An 18,409-nucleotide genomic window follows, 5' to 3' on the forward strand; every position below is an offset into this window, starting at 1 on the left:
AGAGTTTTAAACTCCGGAATCTACTCCGATTGGGAAAGCATTTGTCTTGAAAATTTTCACTGCGATGGATAGAAGAATAATTCCAAAAATTCTTCTCAGCACATCCAACCCAGTCTTACCCAGCTTTCTCTCCAGCCAACTGGTACTTTTCAATACCCCATAGACAAAGATCAAATTCAACAAAATTCCTATGGCAATATTGAGTTGGGCAAATTCAGCCTTCAGTGTAAGGATGGTGGTCAAAGTACCTGCACCTGCTATCAATGGAAACGCAATGGGAACAATGGAAGCTCCTTCAGAAGCATCTGGATCAGGCTTAAAAAGTTCAATTCCCAAAATCATTTCTGCTCCTATCGCAAAAATGATCAATGCACCCGCAATCGCAAAGTCCTCTACTCCGATTCCAAAAAGGCTCAAAACTGACTTCCCTCCAATCAAAAACAAGATCATCAATATGCCCGCTGCCAAGGTGGCTTTTTCGGACTGGATATGCCCTACTTTTTCCGCAAATTGACTATAATCGGAATCGAACCTAGAATATCAATCACTGAAAATAAGATCAGCGATACAGATAAAATTTCCTTGACATCAAACATGCCGCGAAAGTACGGAATTTATAATTGCAGAAATATGATTTCTGATTTAAGAAATAGTGAATGCTTCAGTCTTTTCGACGATCGAAGGGAGGAGAAATCTTATTTTTTCATTTATACTTACTTGAGATTTCTCCTCGTCGTTCCTCCTCGTTCGAAATGACCCCAAAGGGCATCCTATTAATATTTCGATAAAAAACTCTTCAATTTATCCATTTCATCATTGGTGATGGCTGGAAAATTCGCAATCCTAAAACTAGTTGGTTTTAAGGGACCATATCCTGATCCTAATTGCATGCCCTCCTTTTCAGCCTCTTTTTTCACAGTGGCGATTAACTCCTCCGGTCCGGCAACCGCTAAAACAGTCACGCTTCTCGTTTCGGAATTATCCACTAGCATTCTTAAAGAGTTGGTATGAGCAATACAGCTTTCCAATTGTAACATACGCTCTCTAAGATTGGCGTCAATATGTTGGATTTCCTCCAAATCTTTCAAAACCCTGCTCAACAAGTAAATCCCTAATACATTCGGGGTATAATGGGTTTGATAGCCTTCTGCATTTTCCAGCATAAAACTTAAGCTATTGTACCTTCCGCTCTCACCTTTTGCGGCACACTTTTCAATGGCTTTTGGAGAAAGAATCAAAATCCCTAGGCCAGCTGGAAGACCAAAGCATTTTTGTACCGATGCATACCAAACGTCTGCCAAACTGAAATCCAATTCTATCCCTGCCATAGAAGAAGTAGTGTCCACAGCAATCATTTTCTCTGGATATTTTTCTTTGATGGCTCCAATAACCGACATCGGAACTTGGGTAGCATTGGCTGTTTCGTTTTGGGTCAAAGCGATCAAGTCAAACTCCTCCGACACTTCAAGCCCTGCTACATCAATCGCTTGATTCGCTTCAATCTTTATTCCGTCTGTGGCGGGATTGATATGTTTCGCAAAGCCGATCCATTTTTTACCAAAAGAGCCAGAATAAATATGAAAGCTTGCCTTTTCAACCAAAGACTGAGTGATGATTTCCCAATTTTCGGTTGCACTGGAAGTGAACAATAATTTGTAATCATCTGGCATATGAAGCTTTTCCCGCATCAAAGATTCTGTTTCTTGATACAAATTCATAAATGCCGAACTTCTGTGGTTGGCACTCAAGATCCCCTCTTGATAGGCATCCTGCAGGTAAGTTGGCAGAGAATCGTAGACCTTAGAAGGTCCTGGAGCAAAGGTTAACATAGGTTTGTAGGTTTATAGAAAATAGCGGATTCCCAATTCATAGCCCTTCAGTCCAAGCCCTGAAATCATGCCGATACAGGATTTGGAAATGATACTTTTATGGCGAAATTCTTCCCGCTTGTAAATATTGGAAATATGCACTTCTAAAGTCGGAGTAGTCACTCCAGCGATGGCATCTGAAATGGCCACAGAGGTATGGGTATATCCTCCTGCATTCAATAAGATGGCATCATAGCTAAATCCGACTTCATGGATTTTATTGATCAACTCTCCCTCCACATTGCTTTGATAATACTCGAGTTGAATCTCAGGAAACATGGACTTCAAGGTTTCAAAATATTCTTCAAAAGAAGTACTTCCATAGACCTCTGGTTCTCTTTTTCCCAAAAGATTTAAATTAGGCCCGTTGATAATCAGTATTTTCATGTGTTTATTATTGATCTTTATTCGTCACATGGAATCTCACTTTGGTAATAATCATCCCATTGTTTGATTCTTGAGTCATGTTCGATTTCAAAACAATATTCGGTTGATAAATTTCAGTTCAAAGGTAATTAGTTTCTGATTGGAAAGTTAAGACCTTTAAACATTTGAACCTTCCAACTTTCCAACCTAATTTTCCAAACTTTCAATATTTATTCGCTCCAATGCAAAAAATCTGGGAAAATCATATTAAACAATTCCGTCATTACCTAAAAATCGAGCGGTCTCTTAGTGAAAACTCCATCGAGGCCTATAGCAGGGATGTAGAAAAATTAGCGAATTACAGTGACGTGAATTTCCCAGAATTAAGTCCCCTTTCCTTAGAGCTGGAGCACCTACGCAAATTCGTGAATGAAATTGCCAAACTAGGAATATCTGACTACACCCAGGCAAGGATCATTTCGGGCATCAATGCTTTTTATAGGTTCTTGATGTACGAAGACAAAATTAATGAAGACCCTGCGCAACTTTTGGAGGCTCCAAAACTGGGAAGAAAGCTTCCAGACACTTTGAGTTATGAAGAAATAGTCCAACTTCTAGAAGCCATCCCGCTTGGGGAACCAGAAGGTCATCGTAACCGGGCCATGTTAGAAATGCTTTATAGTTCTGGTCTCCGAGTTTCGGAACTGATCGAACTTAAAAAAGGGCAGATTTTTGAAGATGTAGGTTTTCTGAAAGTCGTTGGGAAAGGCAACAAAGAAAGACTTGTCCCCATCGGAAAAGACGCCTTGAAATATTTGAATATCTACAAAGATGAAGTTCGTGTGCATCAAGCGATCGCCAAAGGCCATGAGGAATATGTGTTTTTGAATAGAAGAGGTAAAAAACTTACCCGGGTGATGATTTTTCTAATCATCAAAAAAACAGCAGAACTGGCAGGAATAGAAAAGAATATCAGCCCCCACACCTTTCGACATTCTTTTGCCACACATTTGATTGAAGGAGGAGCGGATCTTCGCGCTGTTCAGGAAATGTTAGGACATGAAAGCATCACTACGACAGAAATTTACACGCACTTAGACCGCGATTACCTAAGGCAGGTTTTGACCGATTTTCATCCGAGGAAGTAAACCTCCATGATAGTCAATAAAATTACACCCATCACTGATCATCTATTGAGATCAATTTCGAGGCAGAAAGCAATATTTTCCTAAGTTTCCAATGCTGCATTGATTAACTTTGTAAGCTGAAAAGAAAATCAAGACCGTGTACAAATCCATCCTGAAACCTCTCTTCTTCCTTAAGAATCCGGAAGATGCTCATCATTTCACATTTGATCTTACCAAATTCACTTTCAATTTCCCTATTGCCAAATCAATTGTCAAATCTACTTTTCAATTAGAGGATCCGAAATTGGAACGGGAAGTCTTTGGATTGAAATTCAAAAATCCGGTGGGATTGGCAGCTGGCTTTGACAAGGATGCCAAACTGATTGATGAGATGGCGATGTTAGGATTTGGATTTATTGAAATTGGGACTCTAACTCCCAAACCTCAAGACGGGAATCCTCTGCCACGTTTATTCCGACTTCCTCAGGATGAATCTTTGGTAAACCGAATGGGCTTTAACAATGGAGGGGTAAAAGAGGCGGTAGGACGATTAAAAAAAGAAAGTCAGATGTCATTGTAGGCGGAAACATTGGCAAAAACAAAGTCACCCCCAATGAAAATGCGGTGGATGATTACCTGTTCTGTCTAGAAGAACTTCACCCCTATGTGGATTATTTTGTAGTGAATGTGAGTTCCCCGAATACGCCCAACCTAAGAGATCTGCAAGAAAAAGAACCTTTAAAGCAATTGCTTCAGGCTGTTAAAAATGCAAATGATCAAAAGAGAAACCCAAACCAATCTTATTGAAGATTGCACCTGACTTGACAGAAGGACAGCTGGATGACATTGTAGAAATCGTGTTGGAAACAAAAATAGACGGAGTCATTGCCACCAACACTACCATTGATCGTTCACAATTGTCCACTCCAGTATCTCAAGTCAAAGCAATTGGAGCTGGAGGAGTGTCTGGAAAAGTTTTAGCGAGTAGAAGTACAGAAGTAATCCGATACCTTGCTGAGAAATCAAACAAGGCGTTTCCCATCATTGGAGTAGGAGGAATCTTCTCTGCTGAAGATGCCATTGAGAAGTTAGAAGCAGGAGCAAGCCTGATTCAAGTATACTCGGGCATGATTTATGAGGGACCTGGGTTGATCAAAAAGATCAAGAAAGGATTATTGGCATATTTTTCTAAGTAATGTGCTAAACTCAATCCAATCATCTTATCTTAAAATCGGATTTTAAAGGAATACATGGCCACCAATTCACCTAGGACCAATACTTTTAGAAAAAAGGGAGAAACTACCAAGAAAAATCAGCCTCTAAATCAACAGGCTTCAAGTTTTCTTTTGGTAAAATCAAAAGCTCCAAGCTGGTGTTGACCATGGGTATTTTACTCATGTCGATTGGGATTTTCCTTTTCATAGCCTTTTTAAGCTATTTACTCAATGGGCCAAACGATCAGAGTTTAGTCATGAATGCACCCGTGGATGACGAAATCCGCGAAACTGCGAGAAACTCTACCAATTGGCTGGGATATTTAGGAGCCCAAGCGGCACATTGGATGATTTACCGATGGTTTGGGATTGCAGCATTCCTTTTCCCTCCATTTCTTTTTCTTCTGGGATTCAAATGGAGTTTCAAAGTCTCTCTCATTTCACTTACCAGATACACCACTTTCGCCTTATTCTTTACTTTTTGGTTGGGCTTATTAACTGGCTACATCGTCATTTTAGTCGAAGGCTATTCTTATTGGAGTTTCCTATCGGGAGGTTTTGGATATGAGCTGGCTAGACTATCCGCAGATTTTCTGAGCTGGGGAACCTTTATTGTCATAGGTGCGGCCTTGCTGATTTTTGTAATCTTCTTCTTTGACATTGATAAACTGGAATGGTTTACAGCTAAATCAGAGCACATGGATGATTCTTCTGAAGAGTTGGATGAAGCCATTAATACTGCCAGAAACCCATTTGAAAAGGAAAGTAAGAAATCAAAATCGGAAGATTTTATTGAAGAAGAACTGGATGAAGAAGAGGAGTTTGAAGACGATGGAAGTGATTGGATAGTCAAAAATGACGAGGTGGAAATTGTAGATGAACCTAATCCTGCTCCAATAGAAGAAGAGGAAGACATCTTCAATATTTCCCAAGTCAATTTATTGGATGAAATAGTAGAAAAGCCTGCCAGTCCTATCGATGACAAAAACTTCTCAGTAACCAAGGCTACTGGAGAAGAAAAAACAGCTTCCGAAGTTGAAAATTTAGATCCTTTTGACCCTACGCTGGACCTACCGAGATATAAATATCCTACGCTCGATTTGCTGAACGAATACGATGTTCAGAAAGTTACGGTTTCTCGCCAAGAGCTGGAAGACAACAAAAACAAGATAGTTGAAACCCTGGAAAACTTTAAAATCGGAATCCAGGAGATCAAGGCTACTATTGGGCCAACTGTAACCCTCTATGAAATTGTACCCGAACCAGGGGTAAAAATCTCCAAAATCAAAAATTTGGAAGATGACATCGCCTTGAGTTTAGCAGCATTGGGGATTCGTATTATTGCTCCAATTCCTGGCAAAGGAACCATCGGTATTGAAGTTCCAAATAAAAACAGAGAATTGGTTCCTGCGCGGGCAGTACTGGGAACAGAAAAGTTCATGCGTTCGGACAAGGACTTACCAATCGCATTAGGTAAAACCATTTCCAACGAAGTATTCGTGGCGGATTTAGCTAAAATGCCCCACTTGCTGATGGCTGGAGCCACTGGACAGGGTAAGTCTGTAGGCTTAAATATGATTTTGGCCTCTTTGATCTATAAGAAACACCCTTCACAGTTGAAGTTTGTTTTGGTCGATCCTAAAAAAGTAGAATTGACTCTTTTCAACAAGATTGAAAGACATTTCTTAGCCAAACTCCCAGGAGCGGAAGAAGCCATTATTACTGATACCAAAAAGGTCATTTACACCTTAAACTCACTTTGTATTGAAATGGATAACCGCTACAATCTTTTGAAAGATGCGGGAGCCAGAAATTTAAAAGAATACAATGCGAAGTTTATAGGCAGGAAACTCAACCCTGAAAAAGGCCATCATTTCATGCCTTACATCGTTTTGGTCATTGATGAGTTGGCGGATTTAATGATGACTGCAGGGAAAGAAATTGAAGCGCCTATCGCCCGATTAGCCCAGTTGGCAAGGGCTATTGGTATCCACTTAGTAGTGGCGACCCAAAGACCCTCTGTCAATGTAATTACCGGTATCATCAAGGCCAATTTCCCAGCTAGACTTTCTTTCCGAGTTACTTCCAAAATCGATAGCCGAACCATCCTCGATGCAGGTGGGGCAGATCAATTGATCGGTATGGGAGATATGTTGCTTTCTTTAGGTTCAGATGTCACTAGGATCCAGTGCGCATTTTTAGACACTCCAGAGGTGGATGCGATCTGTGATTGGATTGGAGAGCAAAAAGGTTATTCCGATGCACACTTACTTCCAGAATTTGAAGGAGAGGACGGAGATGGATCGGTAGGAGATGTGGACCTTTCAGATAGAGACCCGCTTTTTGACGATGCGGCCAAGCTAATTGTCATGCACCAGCAAGGCAGTACCTCCTTGATTCAAAGAAAGCTGAAATTAGGATACAACAGAGCGGGCAGAATCATTGACCAACTGGAAGCAGCAGGAATTGTCGGCGCATTTGAAGGATCAAAAGCCAGAGAAGTCTTGGTACAGGATGAAGCTAGTTTGGAACGGTTATTGAATAGCCTATAGTGGCTTTCAAATAGCGTTCTAAAAGCCTATATTCCATGAAAAGATTTGCCCTAGTATTTACCCTATTTCTTTCTTTATATTCTGTATTTGAAGCTTCTGCTCAAAAAGATCCAAAAGCCAAAGCGGTACTGGACGGGATGAGTCAAAAGTATCAGAGTATGAAAGGATTTACAGCTAGCTTTGACTATACTTATTCAGATCAAGCAGGCACCAGCGACCGCCAGAGTGGTGATATTTCAGTAAAAGGAAACCAATACCGATTGAAACTTCCTGATCAAGAAATATTCAATGACGGGAAAACTGTTTGGACTTTTATAGAAACTCCTACTTACAAGGAAGTGACCATCAATGATGTTTCCCAAATGGAAGGAGAGTTAACTCCCACCAACATTTATAAGATGTATGAAAAGGGTTTTAACTACAAACTGTTAGCAGATAAATCTTATCAAGGAAAACAAGCCAATGTAGTAGAGCTAGATGCTGAGAGCTCCAGTGCTCCATTCCAGAGAGTAAAATTGATGATCGACAAAAACACGAAGGACTTATTAGGTTGGGAGATGTTTGACGGTCAAGGAGGTTTTTTTACTTATGCCTTCAAAAATCTAAAGCCTGATCCAAGTCTTCCTGATTCCAATTTTGTGTTTGACCCCAAAAAACATGCAGGCGTAGAAATCATTGACCTTCGATAAACTTAGGTTTCAAAAATTTTTACCCAGTTTTGAATAAGCTGTAATCCATATTCAGTTAAAAATGCTTCCGGGTGGTATTGAATCCCCAGAATAGGCAGATCTCGGTGTACAAGTCCCATAACTTCACCTTTTGGGGTTTCCAATAATACTTTTAACATAGTAGGGATTTCTCCTAATTGTAAGGAGTGATATCGGGTGACATAAAAGTATTCAGGTAAACCTTCTACGAATGGATGTTTTACCGTTTTTTACCTGATGGACTTTACCATGAACCGGGATTTCATTTTTCACCAACTTGGCCCCGAAAAACTCTCCGATTGCCTGATGGCCAAGACAAACTCCTAAAACGGGCACCTTTTTATAATATTCCTCAAAAATTTGCATTAAGTTCCCTGCCTGATCAGGCCTACCAGGACCTGGAGAAAGAATTAATGCAGAAAATTCTATTGCATGGATTTCCTCAAGTGAGGTGTCGTTTCTTAGAATTTTTAATTCTACACCAGTTTGACGAACCAAGTCGGCCAACATATGGCTAAAAGAATCAAAATTATCAATCAGCAGAATCATTTAATATTTCATCTACAATTTCCTCCAACCTCTCAAGATTCTCCTCCACTTTCGGGAAAAATGGTTCAATAGCCTCTACAATTGCCGGAGCAACTGGTTCTATAAAACCCAAATATTCAGACTCTGCAGTCCATTGTTTAGGTAAATCCAATTTAAATAGGCTTGCTTGCCAGAAAAACAAGCTAATAAAAAATGCGGCTTTCACTACTCCTAGAAATACCCCTGCCAAAGAATCCAATGACCCTAACAAAACCATATCCATCGCTCTTTTCAATACCCAACCTACTGAATTGATTAAAACCAAGGTGAATATAAAAATGACAAAAAATCCAAGAATGGGATAGCCTAAATTGAATTCAGTTACATTTTCCTGCAACCAATCCGTCATTGGATCCATGAAGTAAATCCCCAATATAATGGCAATTACAAAACCAAAAAGGCCAAGGACTCCCATCAGGAATCCTTGTCTATAGCCTTCGAAAGCTCCAAGACCAAGTATGACCAGCAATATGATGTCTACTGTACTCAACTTAGCTATTCAATAATGCTTTTACTTTATCTGCAATAGCCTTACCATCTGCTTTTCCTGCTAATTGCTTACTGGCTACTCCCATTACTTTTCCCATCTCTTTTGGGCTGGAGGCTCCCGTTTGAGCAATGATTTCCTGGATCGCCTGAGTTAGCTCTTCGTCAGTCAAGGCTTTTGGCAAAAACTCCTGAATAATTGAAAGTTCTGCCATTTCAACAGCATATAAATCCTCTCGGTTTTGCTCTTTGTAGATGTCTGCAGAATCTTTCCTTTGTTTGGCTGCTTTGGTCAAGATTTTCATTTCTTCATCTACAGATAGCTCGCCAGCTGCTCCTCCTTTTGTCTCTTCCAATAAGATTAAAGATTTCACAGCTCTTAATGCTCTTAATCTATCCTTATCTTTAGCGATCATTGCGGATTTAATTTCACTATCTACTTTCTGCTTTAAACTCATAAGCCCTAAGTTTGTGTTATTGGTTAAAATCAAACAAAAATACCTTTTTCGACCCGGAAATGACTAAACTGAGCGTAAATATTAATAAGATCGCCACTTTGCGTAATGCAAGAGGGGCAAACAACCCGGATGTAGTCAAAGTAGCTCTGGACGCTGAGCGATTTGGTGCTCAAGGAATTACCGTGCATCCTAGACCTGATGAGCGACATATACGACATCAAGACGTGTATGACTTAGCCAAAGTTGTAACGACAGAATTTAACATCGAGGGATACCCCGACAAAAGATTTATGGATTTAGTGAAGGAGGTTAAGCCTGCCCAAGCCACGCTTGTTCCTGATCCACCTAATGCCATTACTTCCAATACAGGTTGGGATACCATTTCAAACCAGGGGATGCTTAAGGACATCGTAGCAGAACTACAAGAATCCGGCATTCGGGTTTCTATCTTTATCAATCCCGAAATCCGGTACTTTGAACCAGCCAAATTAACGGGAACCGATCGAGTGGAATTGTATACCGAACCCTATGCGGTGGGATATCCTCAAAACAAAGAAATGGCAGTAAAGCCTTATGTAGAAGTTGCAGAGATAGCAAAAGAATTAGGATTAGGACTCAATGCAGGACATGACCTGGATCTACATAACTTGGCATTTTTAAAGCAATCCATACCCTTCATAGATGAAGTATCCATTGGACATGCATTAATTTGTGATGCGCTTTATTTTGGTTTGGAAAACACTATTCAAATGTATAGAAGGCAGTTGGAAGTTTTGTAATTAGTAATCAGTTGACAGTGGTCAGTAATCAACAAAGAGATATTAATTCTTCCCCTAATAAATAACCTAGACTTCCTTTTTCACATTTCGTAATTCGTATTTCAAAATGAAATTAAACTTTAAAAAATTAGGAGCCGGTAAACCATTAGTGATCCTTCACGGACTCTTTGGTTCCGCAGATAATTGGCTCAGTATTGCCAAAGGTTTAGAGAATCATTTCACCTTATATTTGGTAGATCAAAGAAACCATGGAGATTCCCCACACGCGGATGAGTGGAATTATAAAGTCATGGTAGAAGATTTAAAAGAGCTTCTGGATGACCAGAAACTGGACATGGTTTATTTGATGGGACACTCAATGGGAGGAAAAACAGCAATGAAGTTTGCATGTACTTATCCCGAAAAAGTGGAGAAGTTAATTGTAGCAGATATTTCTCCGAGATATTACTCAGTCCATCACCAGAAAATTTTAGAAGGCCTAAATGCCATTGATCTATCATCTATTAAATCCAGAAAAGAAGCAGATGATATCTTGGCAGGTTATATCCCGGAGTTGGGAATCCGTCAGTTTTTACTTAAAAGCTTAGGGAGAGACTCTAACGGTTTTGTATGGAGAATCAATTTACCAGTGATTACCAGAAATATCGAGGAGGTGGGAAAAGCCTTAAAAGAAGGTGAACTGTATGATGGTAGGACCCTATTTCTTGCGGGAGAAAACTCGAATTATATCCAACAGTCAGACTTGTCTGATATTGAGCAACATTTCCCGAAATACGAAGTGGAATTTATTTCCAATGCAGATCATTGGTTGCATGCAGAACAACCCGAATCAGTCATCGCTGAAGTCCTTAATTTCATGAATTAATAAAAGAGCTGTTCATTAAATGAACAGCTCTTTTATCATCTGCTTTATTTTACTCGCTTGCCATTTTTGATTACCATGTCCACATCCTGCAAGAGGCTGATATGCCTTAGTACATCTCCTCTTACTGCGATAATATCTGCCTTTTTCCCTTCTGAGATTGTTCCTACCTGATCTGAAACTCCCATGGCAACGGAAGGCCAATAGGTTGCGGATTTAATTGCTAGCATGGGGTCGTACCCAAATTCATTTACCCACACATCCAATTCATTCCATGTACTTTGGCTATGAAATTTCATTGGTATCCCGCTATCCGTTCCAATTAACATCACTACCCCACTTTGTTTAAGTTGATTGAATTTGCGTTCCAAAGTTGGCTTCCTCACGGGTGTCAATTGAAAATACGGCATTCTGCCTGGGTATTTTAATGAAGCTTTGATATCTGCGATAATAGAATCCGGCAGATCCAAATGCCAGGATGGATCATCTAATTTTTCTGGATTATCTCTAACTGATTCATAATTATATAAGCCTTCTACCGTCGGAGTCCAAAACAATGGCCCCATATTCATTTTGGCAGCTCTTTCCTGAATCATAAGCATGATATCTTCAGGGTATTCCGGCGCAGAAGACAACCCAGTGTGTTCGAAACAATCCACTCCTATTTTAAGGCCTATTCTAATTTCCTCCGGCCGATGGGAGTGTCCTACCACCGGCAAACCATATTTATGAGCTTCATCTACCACTGCCTGTGCTTCCTCCAATGTCATCTGGTCTTGATCAATGAGCTTGATCACATCCACACCGGCATCTGCCAGCTTTTTAACTTTTTCCCTTGCATCTGCTACCCCATTTACTCCCCAACGGAATGCTTCTGTATTTGGGTAAGGGGCTTTTTGAATAAAGGGACCAGAAACGTAAATCGTTGGCCCTGGTATTTCTCCCCTGTTAATTCGATCTCTAACATTGATACTTGCTTCCAAAGGTGCTCCTAAGTCTCTTGCACTAGTTACCCCTGCAAGTAATAATTGATGGGCAGAGGCTGGCATAATTACCGGGTCCAACACATCTATATAGGTACTATCCCAATGTGCATAATCACTATGTCCATTGATCATCAAATGCACATGCATATCCCATAATCCCGGCATCACAGACATTCCTTCCGTTGAAATCACTTCCACTCCATAAGGCACCTCCAAACTTCCTTCCTGACCTACTGCAACAATTTTTTCATCTTGGATCAAGATCACTGAATTTTGGATTGGAACACCTCCAAAGCCATCGATGAGCGTCCCCCCACCAAGGCTTTCATATTCTGGGAAAAGGAAGAAAAACTAATAAGAGCAAATACTGCCGAAAACAAAAACTTCATTCTTTTCATAAATAGACCTTCTTTCTAGTATGCTATTAAGTTAATGAATTTGCCATATTAACCTTACCTTTCGAGCAATATCAGAATGAATTCAAAAAAATGCCCAAAGGAAAACTTTTTCTAATCCCCAATGTACTTGCAGAAAACACTGCCAATGAGGTAATCAGCCCTCAAATCAAAGAGGTGGTCAAACATACCAAGGTGTACCTGGTAGAGAATTTAAGGACTGCAAGGCGGTATATCAGCAGCCTGAAATTGGGAGTAAATATTGAGGAAATCCATATGGAGATTTTGGATAAAAAAACAAAACCTGAGATGATCAACCGATTAATGCAACCTCTCCTTAATGGTGCAGATATGGGAATCATTTCAGAGGCTGGATGTCCAGGAATTGCGGACCCAGGAGCTTTAGCAGTAGCGCATGCGCACGTAAAAGGAATCCAGGTGGTCCCACTTTCAGGACCTAGTTCAATGTTTTTGGCATTAATGGGCTCGGGTTTTTCGGGACAATCTTTTGCTTTCCATGGCTACCTCCCTATAGATAGAAAAGAGCGTGCGGCGGCATTAAAAGCATTGGAATCCGAATCTTTAAGAGAAAAGAGAGCTCAGATTTTTATGGAAACACCTTTTAGAAATAACCAAATGTTAGAAGATTGTTTGAGAACACTTTCCTCAAATACCAAACTTTGCATTGCAAAAAATATAACGGCCAAGGATGAGCTGATCCTCACCAAAACCATTGGAGAATGGAAAAAACTCCAAATTGACTTACATAAAATCCCTACTGTTTTTATCCTTCAAAGTTTTTAAGACATGTTTACAATTGATGCCCATTTGGACTTAAGTATGAATGCATTGGAATGGAATAGGGATCTGACTCGCCCAGTTTCTGAAATTAATGCCAGAGAAGTTGGACTAAAGGATAAACCTGATCGGGGAAATGCAGTAGTTTCGCTACCTGAGCTTAGAAAAGGGAACATTGGCTTAGTCGTAGCCACCCAAATTGCAAGGTATGTAGCCCCAGACAATTCTTTGCCTGGATGGCATTCTCCTGCTCAAGCATGGGCACAAACCCAAGGACAATTAGCTTGGTTTCAAGCTATGGTGGATCAAGGAGAAATGTCTCAAATCCGAAATTTGGACGAATTAAATAAGCATCTGGCGCTATGGGAAATCGAGGATGACAATTCTGTAAAGCCAGTTGGTTTTATTTTATCTCTAGAGGGTGCTGATTCCATCATCGACGTAAGTTATTTGGAAAAAGCCTATGAATATGGATTAAGAGCTTTAGGACCAGCTCACTACGGTCCTGGAAGATATGCTCACGGAACGGATGCCTCTGCTCCATTGAGTCAAAATGGAAAAGAGCTACTTCGAAAAATGGATGAGTTGGGGATTATTTTGGACGCGACCCATCTTTGTGATCAGGCATTTTGGGAAGCCCTGGATCTTTACCAAGGTCCTGTATGGGCTAGCCATAACAACTGCCGCGCCTTGGTAGATCACAATAGACAATTTTCGGATGAAATGATCAAAGCATTGATTGAAAGAGGAGCTGTGATTGGAGGCGCCATGGATGCCTGGATGCTTAGTCCTGGCTGGGAAAGAGGGAAAACCACCCCACAAGAACGCAATGTAACTTTGAATACTGTTTTAGATCATTTGGATCATATTTGCCAGGTGGCAGGAAATGCCAATCACATTGGAATTGGCTCGGATTTGGATGGGGCCTTCGGAAAAGAGCAAGCTCCTTATGACTTAGAATCCATCAAAGATCTGGACAAAGTACCTGATTTACTGAGGATAAGAGGGTACTCAGACCAAGATGTAGCGAAGGTAATGCATGGAAATTGGTTGAATTTTTTGAAAAAAGCATGGGCTTAATTGGGGAATAATTGGACAATTCCTTTGAGAATATATTGCATTAATAATTCATATTGAATTATTTAGCGAAAGCTAAACGCAAACCACCAATTTATGAAGTGTAAAAATTTACTCACCCTTACTTTATTATTTCTTCTTACCCTTACTTATTCATATTCCCAAAAACTTCAGATTACTGCTAATCATTCAGATGCAAAGTTCATCTTATTGAATGATTATGATGACTCTGACAAACAGGAACTCGGAACAGGAGCTATTGAGTACAAACTTGAAAAAGACAGTAGAAATAGAATCAAGGTAACCAAGCCAGGTTACGAACCTGTCATTAAAGAATTCAACAAAGACCTGAAGTGGGACAAAGAGCAATATGTTTCTTTAGACTCAAGAAGAGTTGAGATTACAGCCGAACCCTATGATGCAGAAATCTACGTGGATGGAAGAATGATCGGGACCAAAGCTATTTATCTGATCATTCAAAAAGACCGTTTTCACACGGTAGAAGTAAAAAACCAGGGTTTGCGCCCATTACGAAAAGTTATTACAATTCCCCTGACCGGGAAACCCCTCCTTCCAAGGATTATTTTGAGTTGAAGGATCGCCAAGTAAGACTGGAAGTAAGTCCTGCAGATGGTGTGGTCACTGCAAATGGAGTCAGCGTTGGCAGAGGAAACCAAGACATCAAAATCCCTTTGAATGATTGCGTAACAGTTACTGTCAACAAAGACGGCTATGTTGAATACACCAAAGTATTCTGTAACAAACCTGATACTGATCCAGAACCACCGGTTAGAGAAATGGCACAATTGGAAGACAGATTGGTGAAGAATACGACCAACCCAAATGATGCTGCCATTGAAATTGCAGGAAAGAGAGTAGGTACAGGTAGCTATGACCTGAAGGTTCCTAAAAATGGAAGTGTGGAAGTTCGAGTATCTAAAGATGGTTACGTACGCTACATCAAAAATTATTACAACCAACCAAATATGCAGGAACCTCCTGTGACAGATTTCATAGAAATGAATGTAGATGAGGCCTACACCTCTTCTGTATCTTCAGACTTGGCAAATGTACGGATCACTGTCCCGGTCAATACTGAATACACTTCTGAAGAAGCTTGGAGAATTTTAAGCTCGATCATCACCAGGTACTTCGATATTTTAGAAACTGTTGATTATAACACAGGGTACTTGACTACATCATGGCAGGTTCAGAATTTCCAATCCAGTGTTATCAGAACAAGGGTAATTGTAAGCAGTGGCGGAAATTCAGACCAATTGGCCTATGCAATCAAGTTAATTAGCCAAGAGGCCTACCTTGATGGACAAAACGCAGTAACCGTAAAAGACGATGAGAAATTTGAAGATTGGGCCCGTATCCTCAAAAAATATGAGGGTCTCATCGAGGAAGTGCAAGCAAGGCTTCAACAATAAAAAAACCCATCATCCTAAACTCAGCCCTCCACGGCTGAGTTTTTTTGCCTCTATCGATAAAAACCTTAGAAATAATTACCGTTCAGGTAAGAGACAGAAAGTAGACTTTCAAAAATGGGTTATATTAAGAATCTAATTTTTCCAATTAAACCCAAAACATATGAAACCTATTGTACAGATCTCTTTGGATCTTACAAACATCGATGAAGCACTGGAAACCGCTGAGATGGCCATTCGTGCAGGAGTAGACTGGCTAGAAGCAGGAACTCCATTAATTTTAGCAGAAGGACTTCATGGCGTCAGAATACTCCGAGAAGCATTTCCAAGCGTCCCCTTAGTAGCAGACCTCAAAACCATGGATGGAGGCTACCTCGAAGCAGAGATGATGGCCAAAGCAGGGGCTACTCATGTGGTTGTCATGGCTAGAGCTCATGAGGAAACCATCAAATGTGTGGTACAGGCTGGGAAAGATTTCGGAGTAAAAGTCATGGGAGATAATATGGTCTTTCCAAATATGGTGGAAGGAGCAAAATTTTTGGAAGATTTAGGCTGTGATTACGTAATCCATCATATTGGATACGATGAAAGAAGGGGTATTGCTGCCTCTGGTAAAAGAATGCCTAGCCCTCTTGACCAACTTCAAGAAGTAGTGGCAGCTGTTAATATACCAGTTCAGGCAGTGGGAGGACTTTCCCTAGAACAAGCCATTAAATGCCCTCAATATGGGGCCCCATTAGTGGTTTTGGGAGCACCGTTGACCATCGATGCGGACTCATTCAAAACTGCAAGTGGAGATCTGGAAAGTTCCCTCAAGAAGATTTGTGAGGCTATCCATAGTCAAGAAACTGTTTTACCTACTAAATCCTAACTCATGTCCAGCACGAAATCCGCAGCAGTAGTCAACTACGCTGAAGAAAAATATTCAGTTGAAGTCAGAGAAATCTCCATTCCTGATATTGGAGAAGAAGATGTATTACTGGAAGTAGAGAATGTAGGAGTTTGTGGCAGTGATCTTCATCAATGGACTTCAGATCACAGTTGGCCGGTAAACTATCCGGTGGTGTTGGGCCATGAATTCGGAGGAAAAATAGCCGCTATTGGAGATAAAGTACCTGGATGGAAGGTTGGAGATAGAGTAGTCAGCGAAACAGCTGCGGTAATTGACAAGCAGAACCCCATGAGCAAAATTGGTTTATACAATTTAGATCCTACCAGGAAAGGGTTTGGATATGGGGTAAATGGAGCAATGACACGCTTTGTTAGAGTACCTGCCCGATGTCTTCATACCGTCCCAGAAAATCTCTCATTTGAAGAGGCGTGTCTGACCGAGCCCTGTTGTGTTGCTTATAATGCTGTAGTTGGAAATTCTTCTATAAAACCCGGAGATCGGGTAATTGTAATTGGTCCTGGAACGATAGGGATTCTTTGTGCAGCTGTAGCTAGACTTTGTGGAGCCGAAGTTGCGGTAATTGGATTGGAGGCTGATAAAGGCCGATTACAAATTGCCAGAAAATACGGTTGTGAGGTGATTATAGGAGATGCAGAACGTTGGGCTAGAAAAAGAGATGGGTTAGGAGCTGATTTAATCATTGATGCTGCAGGGGTAAGTGCTACCTTACAGATAGCCATGAAACTAGTTCGACCAAATGGTCAAATCACGAAAGTAGGTTGGGGGCCTCAACCCTGTAATTTTTCATTGGATCCTATCATTCAGAAAAATGTAAGACTTCAAGGAAGTTTTAGCCACAACTGGCCTATTTGGGAACGTGTCATTGCCTTGCTTGCGAGTGGGGCTTTGGATGTTAAACCCATTATTGGAGGTGTTTGGCCTATCACAGAATGGAAAGAAGCATTTCAAAAAATGCATCATGGTCAAGTTGTCAAATCTGTTTTAAAACCTGTTTAATATGAGACTCAAAGGAAAGGTCATCATCGTCACTGGAAGTACCATGGGGATTGGTAAAGCTATTGCCAAGAAAGTTGTGGAAGAAGGTGCAAAAGTTATCATCCATGGACTGGAAGAAGATCTAGGGATTCAGGTGGTTGAGGAGATTGGAGCTGAACAAGCCAAGCTACACATTGAAGACATCACTAATGATGGAGCTGGACAACGTTTAGTAGACTTAGCCATTGCAACTTGGGGAAGATTAGATTCTATTGTGAATAATGCTGCACTCGTGGCAGCTTCTACTATTCACACCACAGACAAAGCATTTTTAAACCGCATACTGGACATTAATACATTTGCTCCTTTATTTTTGATCAAATCAGCTCTTCCATATTTAATAGAAAGTCGAGGAGCAGTGCTTAATATTGGCTCAATCAATGCGTGGAGCGGTGAGGATAATTTGTTGGCATACAGTATTTCCAAAGGTGCTTTAATGACCATGACCAGGAATTTGGGGGATTCTATATTTCGAGAAAATGGAGTGAGAGTCAACCAAATAAATCCTGGATGGGTACTTACCGAAAAAGAGATTGAACGTAAAAAAGAACATGGACTCGCAGATTCTTGGTACAAGGAATTATCTAAAATGTACGCTCCTGCTGGAAGAATCATTTGGCCAGAAGAAATAGGAGCGGCAACGATTTATTGGCTCTCTGATGAAAGCGGCCCAATTAGTGGGCAAGTGGTTGATTTGGAGCAATTCCCGATGATTGGAAGAAATATCCCGAAAGATTCGACTACTATCCCTCATAAAAAGAATTAACA

At 40.6% G+C, this 18,409-nt stretch carries 19 protein-coding genes and 3 pseudogenes; 13 read left to right on the forward strand and 9 right to left on the reverse strand.

Annotated features, from left to right (window positions below; all coding sequences use genetic code 11):
• Positions 1-6: 6 nt before the first annotated feature.
• The 3 genes and pseudogenes from V8V91_RS12385 to aroQ form a co-directional block, all read right to left on the reverse strand.
• Positions 7-596, reverse strand: a pseudogene (locus V8V91_RS12385) (MarC family protein).
• A 177-nt stretch (positions 597-773) separates the two neighbouring features.
• Complete coding sequence (locus V8V91_RS12390; RefSeq protein WP_373400338.1) at positions 774-1,829, reverse strand: aminotransferase class V-fold PLP-dependent enzyme; 1,056 nt, start codon at positions 1,827-1,829, stop codon at positions 774-776.
• Between the two features lie 12 nt (positions 1,830-1,841).
• Positions 1,842-2,255 carry a type II 3-dehydroquinate dehydratase gene (gene aroQ / locus V8V91_RS12395; protein ID WP_373400339.1) on the reverse strand — a complete coding sequence of 138 codons (414 nt, stop codon included), beginning with the start codon at positions 2,253-2,255 and terminating at the stop codon, positions 1,842-1,844.
• Positions 2,256-2,476: 221 nt separating this feature from the next.
• Between aroQ and xerD the strand changes: the two genes are divergently transcribed.
• Positions 2,477-3,382, forward strand: a complete 906-nt coding sequence (xerD, locus tag V8V91_RS12400; RefSeq protein ID WP_373400340.1) for a site-specific tyrosine recombinase XerD — start codon at positions 2,477-2,479, stop codon at positions 3,380-3,382.
• 136 nt (positions 3,383-3,518) lie between these two features.
• Positions 3,519-4,557 (forward strand): annotated as a pseudogene (locus V8V91_RS12405) (quinone-dependent dihydroorotate dehydrogenase).
• Between the two features lie 103 nt (positions 4,558-4,660).
• On the opposite strand, the gene V8V91_RS12410 reads toward V8V91_RS12405, so the two are convergent.
• A complete protein-coding gene (locus V8V91_RS12410; protein WP_373400878.1) occupies positions 4,661-4,783 on the reverse strand; it encodes a hypothetical protein in 123 nt (40 codons plus the stop codon).
• On the opposite strand from V8V91_RS12410, the gene V8V91_RS12415 reads away from it, so the two are divergent.
• Positions 4,743-7,127, forward strand: a complete 2,385-nt coding sequence (locus tag V8V91_RS12415) for a DNA translocase FtsK 4TM domain-containing protein (RefSeq protein ID WP_373400341.1) — start codon at positions 4,743-4,745, stop codon at positions 7,125-7,127. The two genes, V8V91_RS12410 and V8V91_RS12415, sit on opposite strands and share 41 nt — an antisense overlap.
• Positions 7,128-7,162: 35 nt before the next feature.
• Positions 7,163-7,816 carry an outer membrane lipoprotein carrier protein LolA gene (locus V8V91_RS12420; RefSeq protein WP_373400342.1) on the forward strand — a complete coding sequence of 218 codons (654 nt, stop codon included), beginning with the start codon at positions 7,163-7,165 and terminating at the stop codon, positions 7,814-7,816.
• A gap of 2 nt (positions 7,817-7,818) precedes the next feature.
• On the opposite strand, the pseudogene V8V91_RS12425 reads toward V8V91_RS12420, so the two are convergent.
• From V8V91_RS12425 to V8V91_RS12440, 4 genes and pseudogenes are all read right to left on the reverse strand, one after another.
• Positions 7,819-7,989, reverse strand: a pseudogene (locus V8V91_RS12425) (aminodeoxychorismate/anthranilate synthase component II); the annotation flags it as partial.
• A 37-nt stretch (positions 7,990-8,026) separates the two neighbouring features.
• Entirely contained in the window at positions 8,027-8,383 is a 357-nt protein-coding gene (locus tag V8V91_RS12430; RefSeq protein WP_373400343.1) for an aminodeoxychorismate/anthranilate synthase component II, read from the reverse strand.
• A complete protein-coding gene (locus V8V91_RS12435) occupies positions 8,367-8,912 on the reverse strand; it encodes a CvpA family protein (protein ID WP_373400344.1) in 546 nt (181 codons plus the stop codon). The genes V8V91_RS12430 and V8V91_RS12435 overlap by 17 nt, the downstream gene beginning before the upstream one ends.
• Position 8,913: 1 nt before the next feature.
• The gene (locus tag V8V91_RS12440) at positions 8,914-9,366 is read right to left on the reverse strand and encodes a GatB/YqeY domain-containing protein (RefSeq protein ID WP_373400345.1); all 453 of its coding nucleotides are present in this window, start codon (positions 9,364-9,366) and stop codon (positions 8,914-8,916) included.
• Between the two features lie 59 nt (positions 9,367-9,425).
• Here V8V91_RS12440 and V8V91_RS12445 point away from each other — a divergent pair, with 59 nt between their 5' ends.
• Together V8V91_RS12445 and V8V91_RS12450 are read left to right on the forward strand one after the other, a co-directional pair.
• Positions 9,426-10,145, forward strand: coding sequence for a pyridoxine 5'-phosphate synthase (locus V8V91_RS12445; RefSeq protein ID WP_373400346.1), 720 nt, complete (start codon positions 9,426-9,428; stop codon positions 10,143-10,145).
• A 106-nt stretch (positions 10,146-10,251) separates the two neighbouring features.
• Positions 10,252-11,010, forward strand: a complete 759-nt coding sequence (locus tag V8V91_RS12450; RefSeq protein ID WP_373400347.1) for an alpha/beta fold hydrolase — start codon at positions 10,252-10,254, stop codon at positions 11,008-11,010.
• Between the two features lie 44 nt (positions 11,011-11,054).
• On the opposite strand, the gene V8V91_RS12455 is transcribed toward V8V91_RS12450, so the two are convergent.
• Positions 11,055-12,254: an amidohydrolase family protein gene (locus V8V91_RS12455; RefSeq protein WP_373400348.1), complete on the reverse strand. Its 1,200-nt coding sequence runs from the start codon at positions 12,252-12,254 to the stop codon at positions 11,055-11,057.
• A 227-nt stretch (positions 12,255-12,481) separates the two neighbouring features.
• Here V8V91_RS12455 and V8V91_RS12460 point away from each other — a divergent pair, with 227 nt between their 5' ends.
• The 7 genes from V8V91_RS12460 to V8V91_RS12490 all read left to right on the forward strand — a co-directional run bounded on the left by V8V91_RS12460 (position 12,482) and on the right by V8V91_RS12490 (position 18,407).
• Positions 12,482-13,192 (forward strand): SAM-dependent methyltransferase, encoded by a 711-nt coding sequence (locus V8V91_RS12460; protein ID WP_373400349.1) that lies wholly within the window; start codon positions 12,482-12,484, stop codon positions 13,190-13,192.
• Positions 13,193-13,195: 3 nt separating this feature from the next.
• On the forward strand, positions 13,196-14,266 hold the full coding sequence (locus V8V91_RS12465; RefSeq protein ID WP_373400350.1) for a dipeptidase: 1,071 nt from the start codon (positions 13,196-13,198) through the stop codon (positions 14,264-14,266).
• 93 nt (positions 14,267-14,359) lie between these two features.
• On the forward strand, positions 14,360-14,857 hold the full coding sequence (locus tag V8V91_RS12470) for a PEGA domain-containing protein (RefSeq protein ID WP_373400351.1): 498 nt from the start codon (positions 14,360-14,362) through the stop codon (positions 14,855-14,857).
• Entirely contained in the window at positions 14,854-15,696 is an 843-nt protein-coding gene (locus tag V8V91_RS12475) for a hypothetical protein (protein ID WP_373400352.1), read from the forward strand. Before V8V91_RS12470 ends, V8V91_RS12475 begins: the two co-directional genes overlap by 4 nt.
• 160 nt (positions 15,697-15,856) lie before the next feature.
• Entirely contained in the window at positions 15,857-16,564 is a 708-nt protein-coding gene (locus V8V91_RS12480) for an orotidine 5'-phosphate decarboxylase / HUMPS family protein (RefSeq protein ID WP_373400354.1), read from the forward strand.
• 3 nt (positions 16,565-16,567) lie between these two features.
• Entirely contained in the window at positions 16,568-17,602 is a 1,035-nt protein-coding gene (locus V8V91_RS12485) for a zinc-binding dehydrogenase (protein WP_373400355.1), read from the forward strand.
• 1 nt (position 17,603) lies between these two features.
• On the forward strand, positions 17,604-18,407 hold the full coding sequence (locus V8V91_RS12490; protein WP_373400356.1) for an SDR family NAD(P)-dependent oxidoreductase: 804 nt from the start codon (positions 17,604-17,606) through the stop codon (positions 18,405-18,407).
• The last annotated feature ends 2 nt before the right edge of the window (positions 18,408-18,409 follow it).

It is taken from the genome of Algoriphagus halophilus, from assembly GCF_041729275.1.
GTDB lineage: Bacteria > Bacteroidota > Bacteroidia > Cytophagales > Cyclobacteriaceae > Algoriphagus > Algoriphagus halophilus_A.

Bases quoted from the DNA above. Each gene is read 5' to 3' on its own strand.
- V8V91_RS12390 (WP_373400338.1), bottom strand. From the start codon at position 1,829: ATGTTAACCTTTGCTCCAGGACCTTCTAAGGTCTACGATTCTCTGCCA.
- aroQ (WP_373400339.1), bottom strand. From the start codon at position 2,255: ATGAAAATACTGATTATCAACGGGCCTAATTTAAATCTTTTGGGAAAA.
- xerD (WP_373400340.1), top strand. From the start codon at position 2,477: ATGCAAAAAATCTGGGAAAATCATATTAAACAATTCCGTCATTACCTA.
- V8V91_RS12415 (WP_373400341.1), top strand. From the start codon at position 4,743: ATGGGTATTTTACTCATGTCGATTGGGATTTTCCTTTTCATAGCCTTT.
- V8V91_RS12410 (WP_373400878.1), bottom strand. From the start codon at position 4,783: ATGAAAAGGAAAATCCCAATCGACATGAGTAAAATACCCATGGTCAAC.
- V8V91_RS12420 (WP_373400342.1), top strand. From the start codon at position 7,163: ATGAAAAGATTTGCCCTAGTATTTACCCTATTTCTTTCTTTATATTCT.
- V8V91_RS12430 (WP_373400343.1), bottom strand. From the start codon at position 8,383: ATGATTCTGCTGATTGATAATTTTGATTCTTTTAGCCATATGTTGGCC.
- V8V91_RS12440 (WP_373400345.1), bottom strand. From the start codon at position 9,366: ATGAGTTTAAAGCAGAAAGTAGATAGTGAAATTAAATCCGCAATGATC.
- V8V91_RS12445 (WP_373400346.1), top strand. From the start codon at position 9,426: ATGACTAAACTGAGCGTAAATATTAATAAGATCGCCACTTTGCGTAAT.
- V8V91_RS12450 (WP_373400347.1), top strand. From the start codon at position 10,252: ATGAAATTAAACTTTAAAAAATTAGGAGCCGGTAAACCATTAGTGATC.
- V8V91_RS12460 (WP_373400349.1), top strand. From the start codon at position 12,482: ATGCCCAAAGGAAAACTTTTTCTAATCCCCAATGTACTTGCAGAAAAC.
- V8V91_RS12465 (WP_373400350.1), top strand. From the start codon at position 13,196: ATGTTTACAATTGATGCCCATTTGGACTTAAGTATGAATGCATTGGAA.
- V8V91_RS12470 (WP_373400351.1), top strand. From the start codon at position 14,360: ATGAAGTGTAAAAATTTACTCACCCTTACTTTATTATTTCTTCTTACC.
- V8V91_RS12480 (WP_373400354.1), top strand. From the start codon at position 15,857: ATGAAACCTATTGTACAGATCTCTTTGGATCTTACAAACATCGATGAA.
- V8V91_RS12485 (WP_373400355.1), top strand. From the start codon at position 16,568: ATGTCCAGCACGAAATCCGCAGCAGTAGTCAACTACGCTGAAGAAAAA.
- V8V91_RS12490 (WP_373400356.1), top strand. From the start codon at position 17,604: ATGAGACTCAAAGGAAAGGTCATCATCGTCACTGGAAGTACCATGGGG.